The organism is Acinetobacter sp. AG3 (assembly GCF_022343575.1).
GTDB lineage: Bacteria > Pseudomonadota > Gammaproteobacteria > Pseudomonadales > Moraxellaceae > Acinetobacter > Acinetobacter guillouiae.
Genome location: NZ_JAKQZD010000001.1, coordinates 4004195 through 4027876 on the forward strand (window position 1 = coordinate 4004195; position 23682 = coordinate 4027876).

Here is a 23682-nt window from a genome sequence, read left to right on the forward strand (position 1 = left end):
ATTCCTGTACTTTAATTTCATCAACAATTAATCAGCATAATATGAGGTCAGTACATGAATAAAATCGCATTCATCACCGGAGGGAGTCGTGGAATAGGTCGAGATGCAGCGCTTAAACTCGCTGAGCAAAATATTGACATCATTTTGACTTATCATCGCAATGAAAAAGCCGCCCTAGACGTGGTTGAGAAGATTAAAGAAAAAGGTCAAAACGCATTTGCCATTCAATCTGATATTCGAGATATCACATTATTTGATGATTTGGTAAAAAGCTTGAGTTTCGTATTAAAAGAGCAATTTGGTCGTGAAAGTTTTGACTACCTACTCAATAATGCGGGGACAGGTTTACATACGAGTATTGAAGAAACTAGTATTGATGATCTAGATGATATGCTCAATATCCATGTGAAAGGTCCATTTTTTCTCACCCAAAAATTGCTACCACTCATTGAAAATGGCGGTCATATTGTAAATATATCCTCTGGCCTAACACGCTTTTCTATGCCTGGGTCAGCTGCATACGCAATGGCAAAAGGCGCTGTAGAAGTCATGACACGTTATATGGCAAAAGAATTCGCCTCCAAAGGGATTCGTGTCAACACGATTGCGCCCGGTGCTATTGCGACTGATTTTAGAGACGGTGCCGTCCGCAATAGTGAACAAGTTCAGGGGATGATCGCATCTATCACTGCATTAGGCCGTGTTGGTGAAGCGGATGATGTTGGAAAAGCAATCGCTGCAATTTTTAGTGAAGGATTTGACTGGATCACAGGTCAGAGAATTGAAGCCTCTGGTGGTATGATGTTGTAGTTTTAACTCGCACAGCTTTAACATATTGGTGGAGTTATGCAAATTTCATATAGCTCTGCCATATCAGGGTTCTAAGCAAATATAAAAAATTAATATTCATTATTTTTACAAATTCTATCTTTTGAGTATGGCTATTGATTTTAAAATAAAGCACGTATAATCCGCACTTACTTTTTTTCTATCTTTTTCAGGTTGACTGTATGTCTGAGCTCCAATCTTTAACGCCTCGTATTTCGGTCGCTCCGATGATGGATTGGATAGAACAATAATAATATTTGTTATTTATTAATATCTTAGATAATTTTCTTTTTATATAGTAGATATTTAGTTGTAAAAAAATCCATTGGACGACTAAATTGGACAACCTTAGAATCTCATCATATTAATCAGTATTTCTATAAATCAATCACTTATGTAAGTGATTTTTTTTTCGACCAAAATTAAATAAATAAGCATCATACGGCTATATGTATAAAAGATTCACAAACAATATATTCAAAAATATACCTAAACTTGAATCAGAATTTAAATATATTAGTTCCCTTATCTCAAAATTTCAGGTCATAAAAAAACAGGTTACTTTAGTTACCAAAATCAATATATACATTTATCTATATGAATATATTAAGATTATATACTATTTATAAAAGTTACTTTTAGGTTACTTTCGAGTTACCAGTAACCCGTTTTTTAGGTTACCAACAGTAACCTGTTAACATTATGATTATTAATAATTAATTGATTTTTTAATTGTCTTGGTAACCCGAAGTAACCTTATAAAAGTTACCAACTATTTAATTAAATATTAATAACTTATATATCACTTTAAAGCTTGGCAACCTAAATTGGACTTTTATTTTTGGACTTATAAAAACAGTAAAATACCTCACATTATTCGATGCCCTTTCTCTTTGCATCAAATCGCATCACTTTGTATCAAAATCAATTCATTAAAACACCTGAAAGCCTTTAAAATATAAGCTTTACACTTGATTTCTGCATGCATCAAAAACGAGATATTTAGTAAGTGGGCAGGTGGGAGAGGAGACTGCATTTGGCTTAGCTCGAAAATTTTTGATATATAAAATTAACTTAAAGAAAATTTATAAAACTTAGTATTTCACGTTTAATATGAGTTTAATCTATAATCAACTCATTAAATTTTCAAAAGTTAGAAATTGATTTAATTACATTACACCATTTAGACCAGTCACGTTCTTTTCGCATTCTATGATTATTGGAAGAAATTAAACAACCATATGAATTAAAAAAATATTATCGAGATTCAATCACTCATTTAGCACCAGAATCTTTAAAAGTTATTCACCCATTAGGTAAATCCCCAATAATTGAATGGAATGAAAAAATAATTATTGAGTCTGGTGCAATTGTTGAATTATTAAGTCTTCAATTAGCGTCTCAGTTAGCACCTGAAATTGAGGCTTCAGATTATATCGACTATTTTCAGATTATATCGACTATTTTCAGATTATATCGACTATTTATAGTGGATTCATTTTTCAGAAAGTTCGGCAATGATGCCCTACTTAGTAAAAATGTTTAATTCTTTTGAAAACCAGCATGGTACTAAATTAGTATTTTTAGAAAATTATGCCCAAGTAGAATTTGATAAAGTGTATAGTTTTTTAGATGACTATTTAAAAGATAAAAAATACTTCGTTGCAGAACGTTTAACTGGTGCCAACTTTATGATGGACTTCGCATTAAATAGTATAATTTTTCAACTAAATCAGACCAAAAACTATCCAAACATTAGACTTTATGTCGATGGTTTAACAAAACTATATAGTTGGAAAAATGCTGTTAAAATAGAAAATCTTTAAATTTAAATTAAGAAACTTTAACTTTAACTTTAACTTTAACTTTAACTTTAACTTTAACTTTAACTTTAACTTTAACTTTAAAAAGATAGATAAAAATGGGAGCCTAAGTCTCCCATTTTTATTTCGCAAAAGCTTTATTATGTTAATTTTTAATAAATTTTATAAGTTTTCTAAGAAATTTTTGAATAAAATAACTTTTGTTTCACATTCACAAATTTTGTAAATAACTTCAGCACGACTACTCAAATTATCATCATCTGTAATAAAATAATCAGCTATATGGGCTACCCTTAAATGCTCTTCATCTTGAAACGAACTAATTATTTTTTGCCTTTTTTTATCTATCTTAAATTCTAGTACATTTAATATTTTTAATAAGGCTGAAATTTTTTCGTTAGTTGATACATCTTTATCAAAAGCACTTGATGCACATAATGAATCAGCTAATATTTTTAAATTATCATCTGGATTAGTAAGATAATTTATCATTTCTTGAACATTAAAAAATTTTGCTTTTACATTTTTTTTGTAAATAATCCTATCTAATATCATGCAATTAAATTGATTATCTTCAGCACTTTGTGTTTGAAATAACCAGAGTTTAACTCGATTAAAAACAGATTTAGGATCTTCTACTGCAAAAGTCATTTCTAATTGTGGATATTTTCCACCTGAAGAAATCATTACGTTATCTGTAATTTCACTAATTGAATTAAAAACCTTATTTGTAAAAAGAATATTTTGTTTAACCTTATCCTCTAATAAATAAGCACTATAACAATATTGAAATTTATATTTTGATAGAATTATTTTTTCTCTTATTTCACTTTTCTCCAAGATTCTACTAAAAATATTTGTATCCAAATAAACTGTTTTTTTATCTGATTTTATATACAATTCCTGATCAAATATTTGTTCATTTTCCAATTTAACTCCTGTTAATACTTGATCAACATTCTTAGCATGCTTATGTATAAAATATTTTCTTGTAAAATTATTATAAATTTTATTTATTTTATTTTTTACTTTCAAAAAATCTTCATCCCCTTCTAATCCCAAAATACTAAAATACTTAGACTCTAAACTATAAATATCACTTATCAATACAAGACTTTTTTGATTATCCGGATTACTATAATCTTCATCACACTGCAAAACAAGCACAAGATTTTTAAAAAAAATATCTTCTTCCCTGATTATTTTTTTTATACCTAAAATAAAATCTATAAAAGCTTTTTTATACATTAAAATATTAAAATAATATTTAGCATCTTCTTCACCACGTAATATACTTTCAATTTCAAAATTACTTAAATCATCAAGATGTTGAATCCAGTCCAAATAAAACTGAAATTTATAATTATTAACAAGGTTTTTCAAACCTTGTTTCTCTAATAAGATTTCTTCACAAAAATCTTCAATAAATAAAAAACTATGTTCGTGCTTTATAAGCATTTGAATATTCCTAAAATAAGTTTTAATTAATACGTCATTATTGTAAAAAATCACGTTTACTTTCAATACATTATGTATTCTACCCTCAATAAATTCTTATGTAATTTTTTTTATCACATCAATAAAATACTAAAAATCAGACTTGTAATCTTCTTACTAGTTTTTAGATATATTCAATGATTTTTGCCAATATACTAATCTCATTCAGTTTCTTATCATGGACACATAGTGAGCAGGAGGCTCGAGACAAGAATAACAAGGAATGTAAAGGTACGGCAGGAGTCAGACCAACGCATCAAATACATAAAAAAGCCCAACAGGATGTTGGGCTTTTTTATGCCAAAAATATCTACATGTAAAAAATTTAACTACTTACTAGGTAATAAAAGCTCATAATTTTTGAAACGAATCACTTCAATACCTAATCGCTCATTAATCTGTTTCAGCAAGTTTTGGTAATACACAATCTCATTGTAATAAAAAACTTTAGCTACTTTTTCAACATCACCAAAGGCCCCTACATTTTGTGGAACAACTCCAATGAGTTGAGGAGGTATGCGATGCCCTGCAAGTTGATCATCACGACTGGCAATTTTAATATTATAAAATTCATCCTTAGCCGCAACTTCAGCCAATGGAATAACTTTAACACCATCCTTCGTTCCACCAGATGTATAAACAAGTAAGTTCTTAAAGTTCCCTACCCCTTTTGAGTTTTCCAGTGAATCCTCCAAATCATCAACATCTTGCTGACTTTGCAGTGCATCTGTCATGTGTAAAATAAAACCTGCGTGTGCACCATTCTTATAATAACGACGACGGAATAGCGTTGCTGCTTCGTTTAATAAAATCGCATTAACACTACTCAAATAATTGGGCACACCGTAAATTTCTTGACCAATATCGGATTCATAAACATGAATTATATCCTGTGGCGCAAATTGATAATTATTGGTTTGATCCCAATCAAGTTGGTAATAACTGGATAAATCTAAACCACGACGAATATTGAGTGCTGGTCTAGATCCAATTCCAACAATTCCATTAAATCGATTTCTTTTGATATGTGCATAGCAGTTTGCAAAGGTCAGTAGAAGTCTCAATTTTCACAATTCAACTTAAATTCTAAAAGTTAATAAAGCCCCTACTTAGGGGCTTTAATTTTTCCAATTGGAGTACTAATAGCAACTTCAATTGCCTCAGAAAAATCTAATACTTTTTTCTAATTATGTCTAAATTCACATATATTCGTAAGCTGTTCCAATCATCATGTAAAGTAAATTGTTGAATCTGAGGAATTGTTTTACCTTGTTCTGCCAAACGTGTAGCTGCTTCATGCCTAAGATCATGAAAATGTAAATCAACAATTTCAAGTAAATCACGAAGTCTACGCCAGTTTTTATCAATTGCATCTGTTTCAAATGGGATTAAATATTGTTCATCACCACCACGTTGTAACAGCTGTTTTCTGACTTCAGGCTTTAATAATTCTATTATAATTAATTCTGCAAACTCAGAAATAACAAACCATTTATCATTACCTTTTGATCCGTTTGGATGTTTTATACCTTCGATAAACCATTTTTTATGCTCTTGATCGTAATCATTCACTTTTAAACGGACTAATTCATTCAATCTCCGGTCAGTATATATACTTAACCAAATTACCAAGTACATTGGTGCACCAACATAACGACTACCATAGTTAAATTTGTAGTAACTGGTAGTAGTAAGGTCCTGAAGCTCTGTTGATGTTGGTAATCTATTACGCTCTACTGAGTCACCAATAATTCGAGCTTTTCGTAATCCTTTTACAGCTTTTTCATATTCATGAAGATCAATTTCTATCCCCCATACTAGATCTGCATAATCTAAAACAGATTTTATGTACTGGAATTCAAAGTTAATTGTTGCTCCAACTACAGGCTTTAATTCATAACTATGATTGCTATAACCTTGGGCCCTTCGTTGTGCATGATCTCCAAAGTCTGATCGTTTTAAATTATTTAAGGGCTGATCTGCAATATCAAATTTTTGAATCTGTAAAAGAGTTGATTTTTTCGTCCTACCATAATCTGTTACTTCCAACGTATATTTTGAAATTGCGCTACCAAGTGACATAGAGGGAGACAGTTTATTATTTGACAAAAGCTCTGGATTCTTTTCTAATTTGTCTTCAATTTTTTTAATCCAATTTTTCGCAAGTGCACGAGTGCTGAAAGTTTCAGTCTCGAAAAAATCTACTCCTTTCTTCCGAATTTTTATAACTGCTTTATAGCGAGTACCTTTAGTCTTTGACTTTAGCTCTGTGATATAGCCCATTTTGCTACTATTTTTTAAATGAAAAAATTTAGTAGCAGTATAGTTGCAGTTATATACAATAAACGCTAGAAAGTTGCTAAATGTGCATGAATGTTGCAGTTTCCAATAGGTATTTAAATGGCTGATTTAAAACAAAACGTAGATATATCAGGGCTTCCGAGAATATCCGTTGCGCCTATGATGGATTGGACAACTCGTGACTATCGTTTCTTTGCACGTTTGTTTAACCCCAATATTATCCTCTATACAGAAATGGTCACTACAGGTGCCATCATCTACGGTGGAGCAAATCGTCATTTGGACTATAACCATGAAGAACATCCAATTGTTCTACAGCTCGGTGGTTCAAATCCGAAAGATCTTGCAACTTGTAGCAAAATGGCGCAAGACTGGGGTTATGACGAAATCAATTTAAATGTGGGCTGTCCAAGTGACCGCGTACAAAACAATAAGATTGGTGCCTGCTTAATGGCAGAGCCTGACTTGGTTGCAGAATGTATTGCTGAAATGCGTAATGCAGTTGATATTCCAGTTACTGTAAAACACCGTATCGGTATAGATGACATGCAATCTTATGAAGAGATGCTCCATTTTGTCGATACCGTTGCGAAAACTGGGTGTGATAATTTTATCGTACATGCCCGTATTGCTCTGCTTCAAGGCTTATCACCAAAAGAAAACCGCGATGTTCCACCACTACGCTACGAAGATGTGTATCGTTTAAAACAAGAGCGTCCTGATTTGCTGATCGAGATCAATGGTGGGGTTAAGACTTTTGCTGAAACGCAAACACATTTAAAGCATGTTGATGGGGTCATGATTGGTCGTGAGGCTTATCACAATCCTTACCTCTTGGCAGAATTAGGTCAACTTTGGAATTTAGATTTACCTGATCGCTTTGATATTATCGATCAAATGCTGCCTTATATTGCCAAACGTATGCAAGAAGGCGCACCTCTATCGATTATTACACGCCATATTTTAGGCTTATTCCAAAATCTTCCCGGTGCTCGTAAATGGCGTCAGGCTTTAAGTGGCGGTAATGCCAAAACATTTGCAGATGTTGAAAATGCCATTATCAATATTAAAGAAGCCATGAAGCGTACAGAAGATTATATTCGTGAACAGTCTGTCTGATCACGACTGAAAATTTCTACGATTCAATACAGTCTTAATCCACAGCTATCTTTTCAATCAAACGATGGTCTTTAAAGATCATCGTTGAAACTGTTTGATCATGTATTCAGTACATCGCTGAATGATACCATCTGCATTTTTACTCCAGACCATCACAACATCAGACCATGCATTTTCAGCATCCAAAGCAATCAGTCGTACCTGTTTAGGCAGAATATGCCTAAATTCTTCAGGAACAATACAAATTCCAATTTCAGCAGCCACTAATTGTAATTGTGAAACTTTACGGGACTGAACCGCCGCTTTCTTTGGAGAAAAACCAGCACTTAGGCAAAGGTTTGCAACCAAGTAACTTAATCCGCCCCGTTCCGCATGTGGTGTAGAAACAAAATTTTCATGCTTTAACTGTTGGATTTTAATACTGCGTTCTGAAGCGAGTATATGATTTTGATGAAGTGCAACGTATAAGGGCTCAGGGTAGAGTGTCGTTGCATATAACTCATCTAAGCGATTTAAAACAGGTGGGCGAATAAAACCAACATCAATATTTCCTTTCATCAGTGCAAGAATTTGGTCTTCAGATGACAAGGTGTTGATCTCGAAATTAACATTGAGATGCTTTGCGGTTTGATCAAATACTTTGACTTTTTCTAAGCTCATGCTAATGCTACTTGAGTGTGCAATTTTAATGAGTCGATTTTGTCCATTTGCAATATCTTTAGCATTTTCAATAATATGATCTAAGTTCAGTAAATTATTTTTAATTTGAGCATAAAAGAACTGCCCTGCTTGAGTGAGTTTTATTTTTTTATCACTGCGGTCAAAAATTTCAAATCCTACTTCATCCTCTAAAAGCTTGATCTGACGACTTAAAGCTGATTGGGCAATAAACAGCTTTTCAGAAGCTGCAATAAAACCACCTTCCTCTACGATTCTAATCAAATAATTAAATTGTTTGAATGTCGCCATATTCATCTCAAAATTAGATCAATCCTGCTTTTTTCTATATTAGATTAGATTGTTTGATTTCACTAGACTTTACTTAAAGCGACTTAGATCAGAGAGAAATAGTATGAGCATATCCAAACAATTACTGGTTTTTATTTGTATTATTTGCGCTGTTGTTTTACTCAATCTTTATGATGGTTTTATCGCAAAACAAACAGGTAAATCGCCCCAACAGCCTGAGTTTATTTATTTACAGGACTGATTAAGTGGAACAGATAAAGTATGTTTTTTACAAACGCGTGCAAGATTTCACTAAAGCATACTTTTTTATATTGGTGACGCATGTTGTGGTGCTTTTTTTAAAATCATATTGGTAAGTAATATACTTACCAGCAAGCTCATCACTCACAAAGGCGTCTTTTCGAAAATGAGCACGTATAATACAGCCGTGTAAATCAGGCGCAGCATATACTTTTATACTTTCAACATATTTGCTGTGTTGTTGAATATTGACCTCCCAGCCCAGCAGTTGCTTGATCTTTTGAAACTCTTCTTGTTTGCTGATCTGTTGGATATTTTGCAAATTACAGACTTGAATTGCATCCGCTTGAGGTTGAAGGATTGACCAACCCAGCAAGTTCTGTATATCACGCATTATTGTTTTAGCTTCATCCAATTGGTTGACCGCCTGAAAATGACGAACCGTTGAATAAAGATAATATGCAATTCCGCCAATCAGTAGGATCGCCAATATGCTTATTTTAAGATCGGGGATAGGTCGATTAAAAAGCCGCTTCATTCTCTAAGCTGTCCATGTTTATGGTCTGAATGCTATAGCGCATTTCAAGCGACTTTTCAGCATAGTTAACGACCAAACTTATTTAAACAACGCCAATATTTATCTTTAAATAGGCTGACATCGATTTCAAAATTGTTCTGATATTTTTCAACCACCTGATCTATAACTTTGGCGGGTTTTCTAAACTCTTTACAAGCAAAATACATGGTTCTTAAGTTATTACCGGTTTCTCGTCCAATATTTAAATACCCCTCAAAATCCTTGAGCTCATCTAATAATTCTTCTTCAATCGCGTTAAGCAACTCATAATCTGTTGCAGACGGCATACCACTTGAATTCTGGCCAGCATAAGGTATTTCTACCAGCAGTATCCACGGATGAGAAGCCTTTTGATCCCATGTTAAAAGTGTACTGTTTAAGATCGCCACCAAAGGCAAACCTTCATTGGTCTCCCCCTCCAAACTGATATATTCATCTTCATCAGTACTTGAACGGGTTATTTTGTCTAAGCGAGAAATTTCACTGTTCTTTAAAATTAAAATATTCTTTAAACGATCGATAGGCATTAATTCATTTTCAGCATCTTGTCTGAATTGTAGCGAAACTTGATCTAGCTTTGTGATCGAATCATATTCACCCAAATAATTATCCAAAAAGATATAAACTGCTTGTAAGAATTCAGCTTTTTGAGCTTCATTATATTGATCATGCACAACCACCAGATCAGTTTCATCTGGATATTCTTCATGGTCTTTTAAATAAAATGATAGCGTTTTTTGACTAAACTCATGACCATGCATACCAATACTGGTTTGCTCAATATCACTTGCGGGTTTAAGTGCGGTAAATTTCCAGCCGGGAATTTCAGGGGCTGCTGCCACCAATTCCTCGACAAACACAATGTTCGCCACAACACCATCTGGCGTTAAAATCAATTCAGCTGTTTGTGGGTCAAGCATCCCGGTAAGGAAAAAAATTCCACCATGAACTTTGGCCAATTCAGGCGATAATTTATCAAAGAAATCTGCCTGAATGGTATCTTGATTTAACTCATCCACAATACGATGGAAATCCTGTTGATGCTGCTCAAACCATTGCCAAAATTCAGCATAGCGGTTTCGATTGATTTGTATTTGTTGTTCTTTCTTTCTAAATAACTTTTTGAAAAAACTCATTTTGATTGTTCTCTGTTATTACGTTTATTTCAGATTAATTTAACTGAATTTTTATGATTTTTAAATGCATCTAAACTTTTACTTAAAAATACCAAGCGCTTATTTGATCCGATCTAACTTTTTCAACACTTCTGCAACGGCGACCATCGCAAAACTAGAAGTCACCACCACAGCCGAGCCATATCCACCACAGCGCAAGCCTGCACTCGCACATACATCAGCGCTGGAAAAAGGATTATCAATTGAATACACACAAGTAATGCCAAATTTTTCTTTTGGTTTCTTACAAATGCCTTTGGCGCGCAACTGACTCCGTAATTTTGCAAGCATCGGATCTTGTTCTGTTTTAGATAAATCAGCAACACGAATTTTTAGAGGATCAAGCTTACCACCAGCCCCACCCGAAACAATCAAAGGAATTTTATTAAAACGACAATGTAACATAAGTGCAAATTTTGCTTTAACGTCATCGATGCAATCTAGAATAATATCGGGAACATTTTCTAAAATTTCTTTCACATTGTCAGGGCTGAGATAATCATCAATCAAATTGATCTTGATCCGAGGATTAATTGAACGGCAACGTTCCGCCATGACTTCAATTTTCTCATGACCTAAAGTAGAGGTCATTGCAGGCAATTGTCGGTTGATATTTGAAGCAGCCACTGAATCCATATCGACCAGTGTTAACTCACCAATCCCTGTACGTGCTAAGGCTTCGACTGCCCATGAGCCGACCCCACCAATACCGATCACCATGACATGACTTTTTTCATAGTGATTGAATGTCTCTTCTCCATAAATTTTGGCTACGCCTGCAAAACGGCGCTCATATTCATCATTTTGGAAAAGTTCAGTCATGTCTAGTATCAACTCAAAAATACCTCGCTATTTTACTCATTTATCGACAGTGTGTCTTGCTCCAACACAATAAAAAAAGCCCTGCATTTTATACAGGGCTTGGAGAACTGAAATATATCGTGATTTATTGATTAGGCTATGAAGCGATTAAATTACGCAGTACATAATGCAAGATACCACCTGCTTTAAAGTATTCCACTTCATTCAAAGTATCAATACGGCATAACACTTTGAAACGATCTATTGAACCATCGACACGTTTAACCTCCACATCTAAACTTTCATGTGGTTGTATGTCATCAGAAAGTCCATAAATCGAAAGTTGCTCATGCCCAGTTAAGTTGAGTGATTGACGGGTTTGACCATCTACAAATTGCAAAGGTAAAACCCCCATACCAACCAGATTTGAACGATGGATTCGTTCAAAGCTTTCAGTAATCACCGCTTTTACTCCTAAAAGATTGGTGCCTTTCGCCGCCCAGTCACGTGATGAGCCTGTACCATATTCCTTACCTGCAATGATGACCAATGGCGTACCATCTTGCTGATACTTCATCGCAGCATCGTAAATGGCTAACTTCTCATCTGTCGGGATATAGAGGGTATTGCCACCCTCTTCGCCATTGAGCATTTCATTCTTAATACGAATATTGGCAAAGGTACCTCGCATCATCACTTCATGATTACCACGACGAGATCCATAAGAGTTAAAGTCCTTTTGATCGACACCTTGTGCTTCTAGATAACGACCTGCTGGACTGTCTTTCTTGATATTCCCCGCTGGAGAAATATGATCTGTTGTGACTGAGTCACCAAGAACGGCCAAGATATTTGCATTGAGAATATCTTTAATTGGTTTCGCGGGTTGATCAATACCGTCAAAGAATGGAGGATGACGAATATACGTTGAGTTTTCATCCCATTCATAGGTTTCAGAATCAGGGATTTGAATTGCTTGCCATTTTTCATCACCATCAAAAACTGCCGCATATTCTTTATGGAACATCGCTGTATTAACTTTTTGCAGCACCTCATCAATCTCGATTTGACTCGGCCAAATGTCTTTGAGATATACTGGTTGACCTTGTTGATCGTGCCCTAATGCTGTGCTGGTAATGTCACTACGAATGGTACCCAATAAACCAAACGCAACCACCAAAGGCGGTGATGCAAGCCAATTGGTTTTTACCAGTGGATGTACCCGCCCTTCAAAGTTTCGGTTGCCTGAAAGTACCGATGCAACATTCAAGTCATGGCACTGAATAGCGTCTTCAATCGGTTTAGGTAAAGGTCCAGAATTACCAATACATGTGGTACAGCCATAACCAACGAGGTTATAGCCCAACTGGTCCAAATAAGGTAATAGCCCTGCTGCTTCTAAATAATCGGTTACCACTTTAGAGCCTGGTGCTAGAGAGCTTTTCACCCATGGCTTACGTTGAATGCCTTTTTCGATGGCTTTCTTTGCCAACAAACCCGCAGCCAACATCACACTTGGATTAGAGGTATTGGTACATGAAGTAATCGCAGAAATCACCACATCACCATCTGTCAATGGGTAGCGCTTACCGTCAATCACACAATGCGGCTCTTCATTTTGTAAAGCAGACTGTTTTGAATCAATTGCTGTACCCGCACCACCTTCATTGGCTAAACGTTCTTTTTCTTCACCTTTAGCTGGCTTAAGATCTAGCGCCATTAAGGCACTAAAAGTTTGTGGAATATCAGGCAATGCCACTCGATCTTGCGGACGTTTCGGGCCAGCAACACTTGCTTCAACGGTTCCCATATCCAAAGCAAGCACATCGGTAAATACAGGTTCATCCCCGGTATGACGCCATAGACCTTGTTCTTTACAATAAGCCTCAACCAATGCAATACGGTCTTCTTTACGACCCGTTAAACGCATATAGCCTAGAGTGATTTCATCAATCGGGAAAAAGCCGCATGTTGCACCATATTCGGGTGCCATATTGGCAATGGTTGCTCGGTCTGCAAGCGGTAAAAATGCCAACCCATCACCATAAAATTCAACAAATTTACCCACCACGCCTTTTTTACGTAGCATCTGAGTAATGGTTAAAACCAAATCCGTTGCGGTAATCCCTTCACGCAATTTCCCTGTCAATTTAAAACCAATCACTTCTGGAATCAGCATTGAAATCGGTTGCCCAAGCATGGCCGCTTCGGCTTCAATTCCCCCCACACCCCAACCTAATACACCTAAACCATTGATCATTGTGGTGTGTGAATCTGTACCGACTAAGGTATCGGGAAAGGCAAATACCTCGCCATCACTTTCACCCAGCCACACTGCTTGAGCTAGGTATTCTAAATTAACTTGATGGCAAATCCCTGTTCCGGGCGGTACCACACTAAAATTATCAAAAGAAGACTGCCCCCAACGGAGGAATTGATAACGTTCTCCATTACGTTGCATCTCAATTTCGACGTTCTCATCGAAGGCATGATCTGTCCCAAAGTGATCCACCATCACAGAGTGGTCAATGACCAAATCCACTGGAGATAAAGGGTTAATTAAATTGGGATCTTTATTGGCTTTCTGTACAGCTGCACGCATCGCAGCCAAATCTACCACAGCAGGTACACCGGTAAAATCTTGCATCAAGACCCGTGCAGGGCGATATTGGATTTCTTGATCTGAAGTTTTATTTTTTTGCCAATCGACAATCGCCTGAATATCGCTTTGCCTCACGGTTTGATCATCTTCAAATCTAAGTAAATTTTCCAATAATACTTTGAGTGATTTAGGCAATTTTGAAATATCACCTAAACTCGCTTGAACCTGTTTTAAATTAAAAATTTTATATCTTGTATCCCCTACAGTTAGGTCTTGTAGAGAATTTAAACGATTGATATGACCATATTTTGCCATTGGTTGAACCTCCAGCTTGGCGTTAACTTTCTTATTGGCTACTTGGAGTACTTCTTTAAATCTAAGACAAATATTTATTTTAGGTGTTGTTGATTGGTTATTTTTATTCAAATTTACATCGCTATATGTAAGCATTCATGTGAATTTTTCCACAACATCCCTGCCAGCGTTACTTGATCCATTGCCAAACTTTCTGCTAAACCTGCCAAGACAAATGGCAAGTTCACTGGTGTATTACGGGTATGCTGCTGGTCAGACGTCTGGCAACACAGTGGTGTCATATCTGGGCAATCGGTTTCTAGCACTAAATGTTCTGCACCAACCGCTTGTACAACTGCATGCAGTTTTTTGGCATTTGGATTGGTGATTTGTCCTGTGACACCCAGTTTAAAGCCTAATTTAATAAAGGCTTTTGCTTCCTCTATCCCGCCACTAAAAGCATGTGCAATACCACCATGTTTAAACTGGTGCTGTTTCAACATTGCAAGCACGTCAGCATGTGACTTACGAATATGTAGAAGAATGGGTTTATCGTATTGTTGGGCAAGTTCAATTTGGGCTGAAAAAAAATCTTGTTGTTTTTGAAAAATTTCAGCTTGTTTATGCTGTTTAAGAAACGTGTCTAAGCCGATTTCACCAACCGCAATACACGCTTCAGTTTTCAGTATATTTTCCAAAGCATTTAAATGCTCTAGACGGTGTTGTTCGATATAAAAGGGATGCAACCCCGGCGCAAGATGGCTACGGGGCGCATTATCTAGCTGATTTAAAAATTGCTGAGTGTCAATCAAATCTTGAAAGCGTTCATATAGAAACCCAATCAAAATCAAATGTTCTACACCTACCTTTTTTGCTTGATACGCTAATTGTTCCCGATCCAGATCAAAATCAGCAACATCAAAATGCGTATGCGTATCAAACAAAGACCAAGGCATTAGGATTTCGCTTTACCACTTGCAACAGGTGTAGAGCTGCTTGGCTGATCAACTTGCATCTCCGCTGGGAAATATTGACTTTTCAGCACGCCTTTTAACTGATCGTAAGGAATCATCAAACGCGGTAAGCCAACAACATAAGGCCCTATATCATATTCACCATATTGTAAAATCAGACCTTGTTTACCCAAATAGAAATTGTCTGATAATGTAAACTTCCACGCCTGTTCATATTCATTGACGCTTTCAGCAAGTTTTGAATCGATAACCCAAGTTTTAAATGCATCATGTGCCAATTTTTCAAATTTAACTTTTTGATTGGCTTCAATGATTTGATCCAAGCCAACTTGTTTTTTACTCACCAAATCAAAGTTAAAATAGGTTTGCGCAGATGCCCCATGTGCACCGCCTAAATAACTACTGGTATTTAATACCACCGTCGCTAAAGGTTTATCTGAGTTTAAAATTTTAGGACTTAAACTAATCGTGATCTGGCCACTTGCCCCTAATGTTTTAAGCTCTTTATCCATCTCAAGGAATGAATTTGCATAGGGTTGCACCCGCTCTTGCAATTGCTGAACAGGGGTTTTATTGGCTTGCACCTCACTTGCTGAAGCTTGTGAAGCCGTTTGCTGCTGATCTGCATCTTTTTTTGCTTTACTCAATTGCGCGATATCCAGCATTTTATCCAGATTATCAAGAATCGCTTGATCAATCGTTTCATCAACAAAAGCCTGATTACTTTTTAGTCTTTCTATAGAAAACTCAGGGCATGTATTGCCATTACACTCAGGTAGTGTCAATTTTACTTTTTCTGTATCGCCCTGTAATAACATTGATGTATCAGGCACTTGAGATGCAGCACTTTGATCAACTGTTGGTTCTGCTTTTTTCGAGTCAGATTTTTGACATGCAGTTAGCCCTAAAGTGATCACCAGAATTGAAAGCGCTAAAGTACTTTTTTGATTTAACATTTCACAAACCTATCCAACGAATCAAGCCAAGATTTTTTAATCTCTATATTCATTAGCCTATTCTTCTCTATACAAATCCTCAATCAAAATTTGTATGAAAATTGAAGCGTTATTGCAATACGTGGCCCTAGTTTATTGATTGCTGAGTCAATTCAACAAGGACCAATCATCTTAACCGCTCTGCTTTAGAATCCCGCTAAAATTGGCAGAATGATCAGGATACTCCTTAGAACATGCGTTGATACACTTCAGGCTTGAGTATTTTTTGCGTCTGTTCTTTGCTCAAATAAATATCCAGCTGGGTACCATCTTCGACAATTTCATTGGCGCGATAATGTAAGCCAACACCTTCACCATCAAAGAACCAATCGGCTTGCCCCCAATATAACTTTTTAGGCGCATTCTTTTTCACATCGCTATTTTGCTTTTCCAACCATTCTGCATATTTTTCTTGGACCCAAGTATTCAGTTGATTCTGATGTTTGGCATCAATCACATCTAAAATACTTAAGCTTTTCTTCAATTTCCGGTCAGCAACAAAAAAGTATTGTCGTTCTTTGATACTGACATCCGCTTGTAAACTATTGACTGAAACTTGCAACAAAACATACTGATTACGTTGTGAAGCCATACGCGTTTGCATATGCAGTTCAAAGGCTTTATTTTTCGGGAATTCTTCTTGCCAAGTATCTGACTTTTTGACAAAAGCATTAATGGCCTGTTGTAAGGTCATATTCTGTTTTAAACCAATCTGTGCCTGAATCACGTTGGACTGACTATTTGCAATCCACTGATTTAACCAATTGTCTTGGGTTTTAATGGTTTGAATATCAATTTCAATGCAATTGTTCTTTTCACAAAACGGTAAGGCATAATCAGCTTTGGTTTCTTGAATATTTAAATAGGGTAAAACTTCAGCGGCTTCTTGTTTGGGTTGTAATACAGAACCATCTTTGTCCTGATCTTTTTTAGAATCACATGCAACCAAAACCATTGTACTTAAGCAAAGCACTGAAATTATTTTTTTTGAAAATTGCACTGCATAAATCCCTTTGGACAAAAAGCATTGTATTTTGATACAAAAACAGCTTCACAAGGAAGCTGTTTTTACATTTTGCAATAAGTTAGCTGAACTTAATGCTCACGTGTAGAACGGAATTGAATATCTGGATAACGCTCTTGCATTAATTGTAGATTTACTCGGCTTGGTGCGAGATAAGTTAAATGCCCACCACCATCGACAGAAAGTTGGTCATGTGCCTTTTTCTTAAATTCATTAAATTTCTTTTCATCATCACAAGAAACCCAACGTACTGTGTTGATGTTCACTGGCTCATAAATACAATCTACTTTGTATTCTTCTTTCAAACGATACGCCACCACATCAAACTGAAGTACACCTACAGCCCCAACAATCAAGTCATTGTTGATTTGCGGCATAAACACCTGCGTTGCACCTTCTTCTGAAAGCTCTTTTAAACCCTTTTGCAATTGTTTCGATTTCAATGGATCTTTTAAACGTACACGGCGGAACATTTCAGGTGCAAAGTGTGGAATCCCCGTAAAATGAAGTTTTTCACCTGAAGTGAATGTATCACCAATCTGGATCGTACCGTGGTTATGTAAACCAATGATATCGCCAGGCCAAGCTTCTTCAAGTTGCTCACGTTCACCCGCAAGGAATGTCAATGCATCGCTGATACGCACATCTTTACCAATGCGCACATGATTCATCTTTAAACCTTTCTCATACTTACCTGAACAGATACGCATGAAGGCAATACGGTCACGGTGTTTTGGGTCCATATTGGCTTGGATTTTAAATACAAATCCACTGAAGCTTTCTTCCGTTGCTTCAACAGTACGTTCATGTGTTGGATGCGCTTTTGGTTGTGGTGCCCACTGAATAAATGCATTTAATACATGGTCAACCGCAAAGTTACCTAACGCTGTACCAAACAATACTGGTGTTTGACGACCTGCTAAAAACTCCGCTGGATCTAGCGGATCATTCGCCATTTGCACCAACTCTAAAGACTCTTCAAATGAAGCAAAGGCCAGATCACCGACTTTTTCACGAATGTCTGGATAGTCATAGCCATCACGAATTTCAATATCTGTAATGGTCGAACCAAAACCCGCTTTATATACATAAAGCTTATTTTCAATGATGTTATATACGCCAGCGAAGTCACGCCCCATACCCAATGGCCAAGTAATCGGCACACAACGGATTTTAAGCACGTTTTCAATTTCATCAAGCAATTCTAATGGCTCACGGATTTCACGGTCCATTTTGTTGACGAAAGAAATGATCGGGGTATCGCGCATACGACACACTTCCATCAATTTGATGGTCCGTTCCTCGACCCCTTTTGCACCATCAATCACCATCAATGCTGAGTCAACGGCAGTTAAAGTACGATAAGTATCTTCAGAAAAGTCTTCATGTCCTGGTGTATCAAGTAAATTGATGACATGATTTTTATAAGGGAACTGCATGACTGAGGTGGTAATCGAAATACCACGCTCTTTTTCCATTTCCATCCAATCAGATGTCGCAGAACGGTCTGACTTTCGACTTTTAACCATACCTGCAACTTGGATTGCTTTACCCCACAACAACAGTTTTTCTGTCATTGTGGTTTTACCAGCATCGGGGTGGGAAATAATAGCGAAGGTACGTCGCTGAGCGACTTGCGCCGCTAATTCATCTTTAAACATAAAAAATCTACAATATGTACACAGTTATGTACACATTTATAAATATGTACTTGAACTGGAAAATGGGAATTCAAAAATTGGCGATATTGTATCAGATTTAGCGTCGTTTTAACGATTGTTGCTATATCATTAAGCACTTTGATCGCACAGACATCGCAAAAATTCCAGAAAGAGGATGAGCGATACAGACGACAAGCAAATGGTTTTAAAGATCAACGTAGATCTCAATATACAGTGGCGATGGTTAAGTAAAACGCGATTATGCTCAGCTTAAACCTCATTTGAATGATCGCGGTAGGTCTTTAGCTGGCTGAATATTTTTATATCTAAGGTATGGCTTTAACCATACTATAATTGGTTTCCAAACGGTCTACAGGTAACGGCATGCCTAACAAATAACCTTGTAATTGCTGGCAACCTAAACGTTTAAGAATCTGCGCCTGCTGTTCAGTTTCAACGCCTTCTGCCGTCACCACCAGACCCAAACGAATCGCCAAATGAATAATACTTTCTAAAATGATTTGTTCTTTTGAACCTTCACACAAATTACGGATAAATTCTCGATCTATTTTTAATTCATCTACTGGTAAATCTTTTAAATACAAGAAACTCGAATGCCCCGTTCCAAAATCATCAATTGCCAGTCGGATACCTAAATTTCTTAATTTCTCAAAGGTTTGAATACTGTCATCTATATGATGCATCGCTGTAGATTCAGTAATTTCAATAATTAAATTACCATTTTTGACGTGGTATTTTTGAATCAATTTTTCTAAAGTTTCGATCAAATGTTTATGTTCAAATTGTACTGCTGAAAGATTTACGGCGATGGGACCAAAAGCATATTTTTTATCTTCCCATTCTTGAATTTGCTTACATGCTTTCTCTAAGGCCCAATAGCCCATACGAATAATCAGACCGGTTTGCTCAGCACCATCAATAAACATACTCGGGGCTAATAAGCCTAGGGTTGGATGCTTCCAACGGATTAAAGCTTCTACCCCACAAATTTGGTAGTCCGCTGTAAATTTAGGTTGATAAAATAGAATAAATTGTTGTTCTTCGACTGCTTTATATAAATCATTGATGAGTTTAGATTGACTACGGCTTTGGTGTTGTTGGTCTAAAGAACTGCTATAAACACTAAAAGTATTACGCCCCTGCTCTTTAGATTGCATCATGGCGGAGTCAGCATTGATCAATAAATCTTGTAGGTTCTGCCCATGGTCGGGGAAAAATACGATGCCAATACTGGCAGAAATATTAATTTCTTTACCTGAGATTTGAAAACCATCTTGTATTTTTTGTAAGAACAATTCGGCAATCTCTTCAGCTTCATTACGATTAGAATCTTCCAGAATCAGAATGAACTCATCTCCACCAATACGAGTGAGTCTTTGCCCATCCTTAAGTAACGGATATAAACGCTGGGCGAGTTTAACCAAAAGCTCATCACCGATATGATGACCAAATGCGTCGTTAACAGATTTAAAGCGGTCTAAATCAATATAAATAAAAGCAATTTTAGACTGTATGTCCTTATAATCTAAAAATAAAGCATCGGTGTATTCAACGAGAAATAATCGGTTTGGAAGTTTAGTCAGATTATCTTGAAGTGCTAAGTCTTCAAGCTCTTTATTGGCTTGTAATAACTGTAAACTACGTTCTTCTAATCTTCGTTCTAAAATCGCCACACAAAAAGCAGAGACAAGTATTAAACTCGCTACAAAAATAATGGTAAACAATAAAATACCTTGCCCTTCGTGTAGTTGACTTCCAAAATGATTGTCATGCACCGATGAGATCGTTGCTGCTGCCATACCGATATAATGCATTCCCACAATACTGAGTGCGATCATGATCGATACAGCAATTTTATAAAGCATCTTATGATTAAAAGAGTTCTTATATTTAAATGCGAGCCAGAAAGACAATCCTGAACCACTAATCGCGATGATGACAGAGAGCATCACCAAAATAACATCATAATCAACTTGTTGATTTGGAATATCTAGCCCCAGCATGCCGATATAGTGCATTCCAGAAATTCCCAGTCCCATCAACACGCCACCTAAAATCAACCGTACAATTGGCAAAGTCTCTTGAGTGGTGAGCCAAATCGCAAAAGTCGAAGCCATGGCCGCAATAATATAGGAGATCACAGTTAATGTTAAATCAAAGGAATAACCTTGCGGTAGATCACAAGCCAACATCCCGACAAAGTGCATTGCCCAAATGGCGAAGCCAAAAACCATGCCACTTAAACACAAGATAATTTTCTGTAGACGAGGGGTATGTTGGGTAAATATGAGTTGTTCTAATGAAATAGCTACGTAACAGATGATAACTGCAATACATGCAGAACCTATTACGAGATTACTATCATAACTCATATAACTCATAAAAATTTACTTCCAGTAATGAACCTATTTTTGTTATAAGCAACCTCTATATATACAACGCAAAATTGCGAGAAGGTTCACCTTTTTTTAAAGAACGTTCGTTTTACTTAAAATATCACTATCCTATTGAACGTCAAGTTATTTTTTGAATCGAAATAAAAAAAGCATATCCGAGATATGCTTTTTTATTTTACCTAAATAGAATTTTTAGTTATTTACTTGTTAGATGTGCCAAATCTAACAGAACATTGGCAGCCTCATTCACAAAGGTCTCTTCCTCTGGCAATGCCGGACGTTGGTTTACCTTCATTTTCGCTCTTGATTCAGCCAATGCATCCAAACTTGCTTGGTAACTTTCCCAGTTTGAATATGGCTTTAATCCTGTTTCAGTGCGACGCTTATTCTCCGCAGCCAATGTTCTTGCTTCAAGTGCCACTAAATCTGCTTTACGTTTATCAATATCTAAAGAGATACGTTTCTGATCTTTGGTTTCTTGAGCAATCGCTTTACGTGTCTCTAGGTATTGGAACTGTGGATCACCTGCCGCACGAACTTTTGATTTTTCACCAAGCTGTGCCACATAGGGTTGAATTGATCCTTCACGTTTAAACGGCGCAGTTGGAATCGTATCCCATTTCAAAGCATTTTTAGCTTTACGCTCACCAAACTCTTCATCATAAATATCCACCAGTTTGATATCTGGAATCACACCTTTGTTTTGGGTGCTGCCACCAGTCACACGGTAGAATTTACGTTGCGTTAAGGTTGCTTGACCATAAGCAAGACTATCCAATTGAACTTGCGCAGTCCCTTTACCCGTGGTCGTACTTCCTAAAATTACCGCACGATCGTAATCTTGTAAGGCAGCAGAATAAATTTCACTGGCAGAAGCCGATGCCAAGTTAACCAAAACAGCCAAAGGTCCAGCATAGGTTTGCGCACCACCGTCGGTGTCTTCAAACACGCTCACATTGCCGTTACCATCACGGATTTGAACCACTGGGCCTTCTTTAATCACTTGCCCAATCATTTTGGCAACTTCTTCTAAAGAACCACCTGGGTTATTACGCAAATCAATAATAATCCCTTCAACATTTTGTGCTGCAAGTGACTTCAATGCTTTATTGGTATCTTCTGAAACAGAACGGTATTCGGTCCCTGCACGACGTGCACGATAGTTCAGATAGAAAGATGGGATTTCTAAAACACCAAACTTATGTTTTTTACCATCACGTGTCAGCTCTACAGTACGTGAACGCACACCCGCATCTTCTTCTTGAATCACATCACGAGTAATGGTCACAACTCGTGCTTGGCTCATAGAAGCGCCTGCAGCCAACAATTTCACTGACACCTTGGTGCCACGTTTACCACGAATCAAGCCGACAATTTCAGAACTTGGCCAACCAATCACATCGACCATTTTATTGCCATCTTGCGCAACACCAATAATGCGATCACCAGATTTAACCTGTCCGGTCTTACTTGCCGGCCCACCATCTACAATGGTTTCAATCTTGGTATAGTCTTCATTACCACGCTCAGGACGAATCGAAACACCAATACCTTCAAGTTGTAAGGTGGTTTGACGATTCAACTCCATAGCATCAACAGGTGGGAAATAATTGCTGTGCGGATCGTAGGTCAAGGTCATTGCATTGAGGATACGTTCCAGTACATCATCACTCTTGGTTCGTCCAATACGCTCTAGTTGGCGGGTATACCGCTTGGTGAGTGTTTGAACCGGTGTAAGATCTTCTGATGCTGCCAAATCCTGACCATTGGCCAATGTTGGATCATCTTTCAATGCTTTTTGTTTGGCTTGATCTTCTTGCTTAGCAATAGTGAGATTGATTAATTGCGACACCAGCATCTTACGCCAATAGTTTTGCAACTCGGCTTTGCTGGCAAAGAATTCAGCTTTCTCACGATCTGCATCAATAAATTCATTTGGCTGATTTAAGTTCTGGGTCTTTTTAAGTTCAGCCAATTCAAATTCATAGAATTCTTTTAAACGTGCACGATAATGCGCATGAATCGCAAATGGTCCAGACAAATCGCCTGCTTTTAATTTTGCGCCGAGTGTTGCACCATATTGCTTTTTATATTGTTCAATTTCTGAAGCTAAAAATAAGGTGTGCTCTGGGTCAAGGCTATCAATATACATGTCGAGAATACGATTTGATGTATTTGCATCTAAACGCATATTCAAATAATGCTGACGGTCAATCAATGTTGCAAGTTGACGTGTCACTAAGGCTTGATCTTGTGAAGGATGAATCGATTGAGACACGTTTGTAGCATTGGTTTCCGCCATTGCCTGATTGATGGTATGGGTAAAGAATAAACCACCTGTTGCAAGTGCTATAGCGCAAGCGAGAGTTTGAATTTTCATAAATT

Annotated in this window: 17 protein-coding genes and 1 pseudogene; 4 read left to right on the plus strand and 14 right to left on the minus strand. The window is 36.7% G+C overall.

From position 1 onward, the window contains the following. The first annotated feature begins 54 nt into the window (after positions 1–54). On the plus strand, positions 55–810 hold the full coding sequence (locus L3V46_RS18655) for an SDR family oxidoreductase (RefSeq protein WP_239046473.1): 756 nt from the start codon (positions 55–57) through the stop codon (positions 808–810). A 1237-nt stretch (positions 811–2047) separates the two neighbouring features. Further along, a pseudogene (locus L3V46_RS18660) lies at positions 2048–2654 on the plus strand (glutathione binding-like protein). A 159-nt stretch (positions 2655–2813) separates the two neighbouring features. Here the strand turns inward: L3V46_RS18660 and L3V46_RS18665 are convergent. The 3 genes from L3V46_RS18665 to L3V46_RS18675 form a co-directional block, all read right to left on the minus strand. Beyond that, positions 2814–4109 carry a hypothetical protein gene (locus L3V46_RS18665; protein ID WP_239046474.1) on the minus strand — a complete coding sequence of 432 codons (1296 nt, stop codon included), beginning with the start codon at positions 4107–4109 and terminating at the stop codon, positions 2814–2816. 368 nt (positions 4110–4477) lie between these two features. Beyond that, entirely contained in the window at positions 4478–5212 is a 735-nt protein-coding gene (locus tag L3V46_RS18670) for a phage portal protein (RefSeq protein WP_239046475.1), read from the minus strand. A 106-nt stretch (positions 5213–5318) separates the two neighbouring features. Continuing rightward, a complete protein-coding gene (locus tag L3V46_RS18675) occupies positions 5319–6431 on the minus strand; it encodes a tyrosine-type recombinase/integrase (RefSeq protein ID WP_239046476.1) in 1113 nt (370 codons plus the stop codon). Positions 6432–6548: 117 nt separating this feature from the next. On the opposite strand from L3V46_RS18675, the gene dusA reads away from it, so the two are divergent. Beyond that, on the plus strand, positions 6549–7568 hold the full coding sequence (gene dusA / locus L3V46_RS18680; protein WP_239046477.1) for a tRNA dihydrouridine(20/20a) synthase DusA: 1020 nt from the start codon (positions 6549–6551) through the stop codon (positions 7566–7568). Positions 7569–7646: 78 nt separating this feature from the next. Here dusA and L3V46_RS18685 read toward each other — a convergent pair whose 3' ends face one another. After that, on the minus strand, positions 7647–8537 hold the full coding sequence (locus L3V46_RS18685; RefSeq protein ID WP_239046478.1) for a LysR family transcriptional regulator: 891 nt from the start codon (positions 8535–8537) through the stop codon (positions 7647–7649). Between the two features lie 103 nt (positions 8538–8640). On the opposite strand from L3V46_RS18685, the gene L3V46_RS18690 reads away from it, so the two are divergent. After that, positions 8641–8778: a hypothetical protein gene (locus tag L3V46_RS18690; protein WP_209826904.1), complete on the plus strand. Its 138-nt coding sequence runs from the start codon at positions 8641–8643 to the stop codon at positions 8776–8778. A gap of 27 nt (positions 8779–8805) precedes the next feature. On the opposite strand, the gene L3V46_RS18695 is transcribed toward L3V46_RS18690, so the two are convergent. The 10 genes from L3V46_RS18695 to L3V46_RS18740 all read right to left on the minus strand — a co-directional run bounded on the left by L3V46_RS18695 (position 8806) and on the right by L3V46_RS18740 (position 23677). After that, positions 8806–9315 (minus strand): hypothetical protein, encoded by a 510-nt coding sequence (locus L3V46_RS18695; protein WP_239046479.1) that lies wholly within the window; start codon positions 9313–9315, stop codon positions 8806–8808. Positions 9316–9380: 65 nt separating this feature from the next. Then, entirely contained in the window at positions 9381–10490 is a 1110-nt protein-coding gene (locus L3V46_RS18700) for a DUF695 domain-containing protein (protein WP_239046480.1), read from the minus strand. Between the two features lie 99 nt (positions 10491–10589). After that, complete coding sequence (locus tag L3V46_RS18705) at positions 10590–11351, minus strand: tRNA threonylcarbamoyladenosine dehydratase (protein ID WP_034609779.1); 762 nt, start codon at positions 11349–11351, stop codon at positions 10590–10592. Between the two features lie 136 nt (positions 11352–11487). Continuing rightward, on the minus strand, positions 11488–14247 hold the full coding sequence (gene acnA, locus L3V46_RS18710; protein WP_034610101.1) for an aconitate hydratase AcnA: 2760 nt from the start codon (positions 14245–14247) through the stop codon (positions 11488–11490). A 113-nt stretch (positions 14248–14360) separates the two neighbouring features. Further along, a complete protein-coding gene (locus tag L3V46_RS18715) occupies positions 14361–15182 on the minus strand; it encodes a TatD family hydrolase (protein WP_239046481.1) in 822 nt (273 codons plus the stop codon). Beyond that, positions 15182–16156, minus strand: coding sequence for an RsiV family protein (locus tag L3V46_RS18720; RefSeq protein ID WP_239046482.1), 975 nt, complete (start codon positions 16154–16156; stop codon positions 15182–15184). Before L3V46_RS18720 ends, L3V46_RS18715 begins: the two co-directional genes overlap by 1 nt. 226 nt (positions 16157–16382) lie before the next feature. After that, a complete protein-coding gene (locus L3V46_RS18725) occupies positions 16383–17150 on the minus strand; it encodes a hypothetical protein (protein WP_096732983.1) in 768 nt (255 codons plus the stop codon). A 140-nt stretch (positions 17151–17290) separates the two neighbouring features. Continuing rightward, positions 17291–18880, minus strand: a complete 1590-nt coding sequence (locus L3V46_RS18730; protein WP_239046483.1) for a peptide chain release factor 3 — start codon at positions 18878–18880, stop codon at positions 17291–17293. A gap of 326 nt (positions 18881–19206) precedes the next feature. Next, the gene (locus L3V46_RS18735) at positions 19207–21282 is read right to left on the minus strand and encodes an EAL domain-containing protein (RefSeq protein WP_034609768.1); all 2076 of its coding nucleotides are present in this window, start codon (positions 21280–21282) and stop codon (positions 19207–19209) included. A gap of 211 nt (positions 21283–21493) precedes the next feature. Further along, positions 21494–23677, minus strand: coding sequence for a carboxy terminal-processing peptidase (locus L3V46_RS18740; protein WP_004818923.1), 2184 nt, complete (start codon positions 23675–23677; stop codon positions 21494–21496). Positions 23678–23682 lie beyond the last annotated feature (5 nt).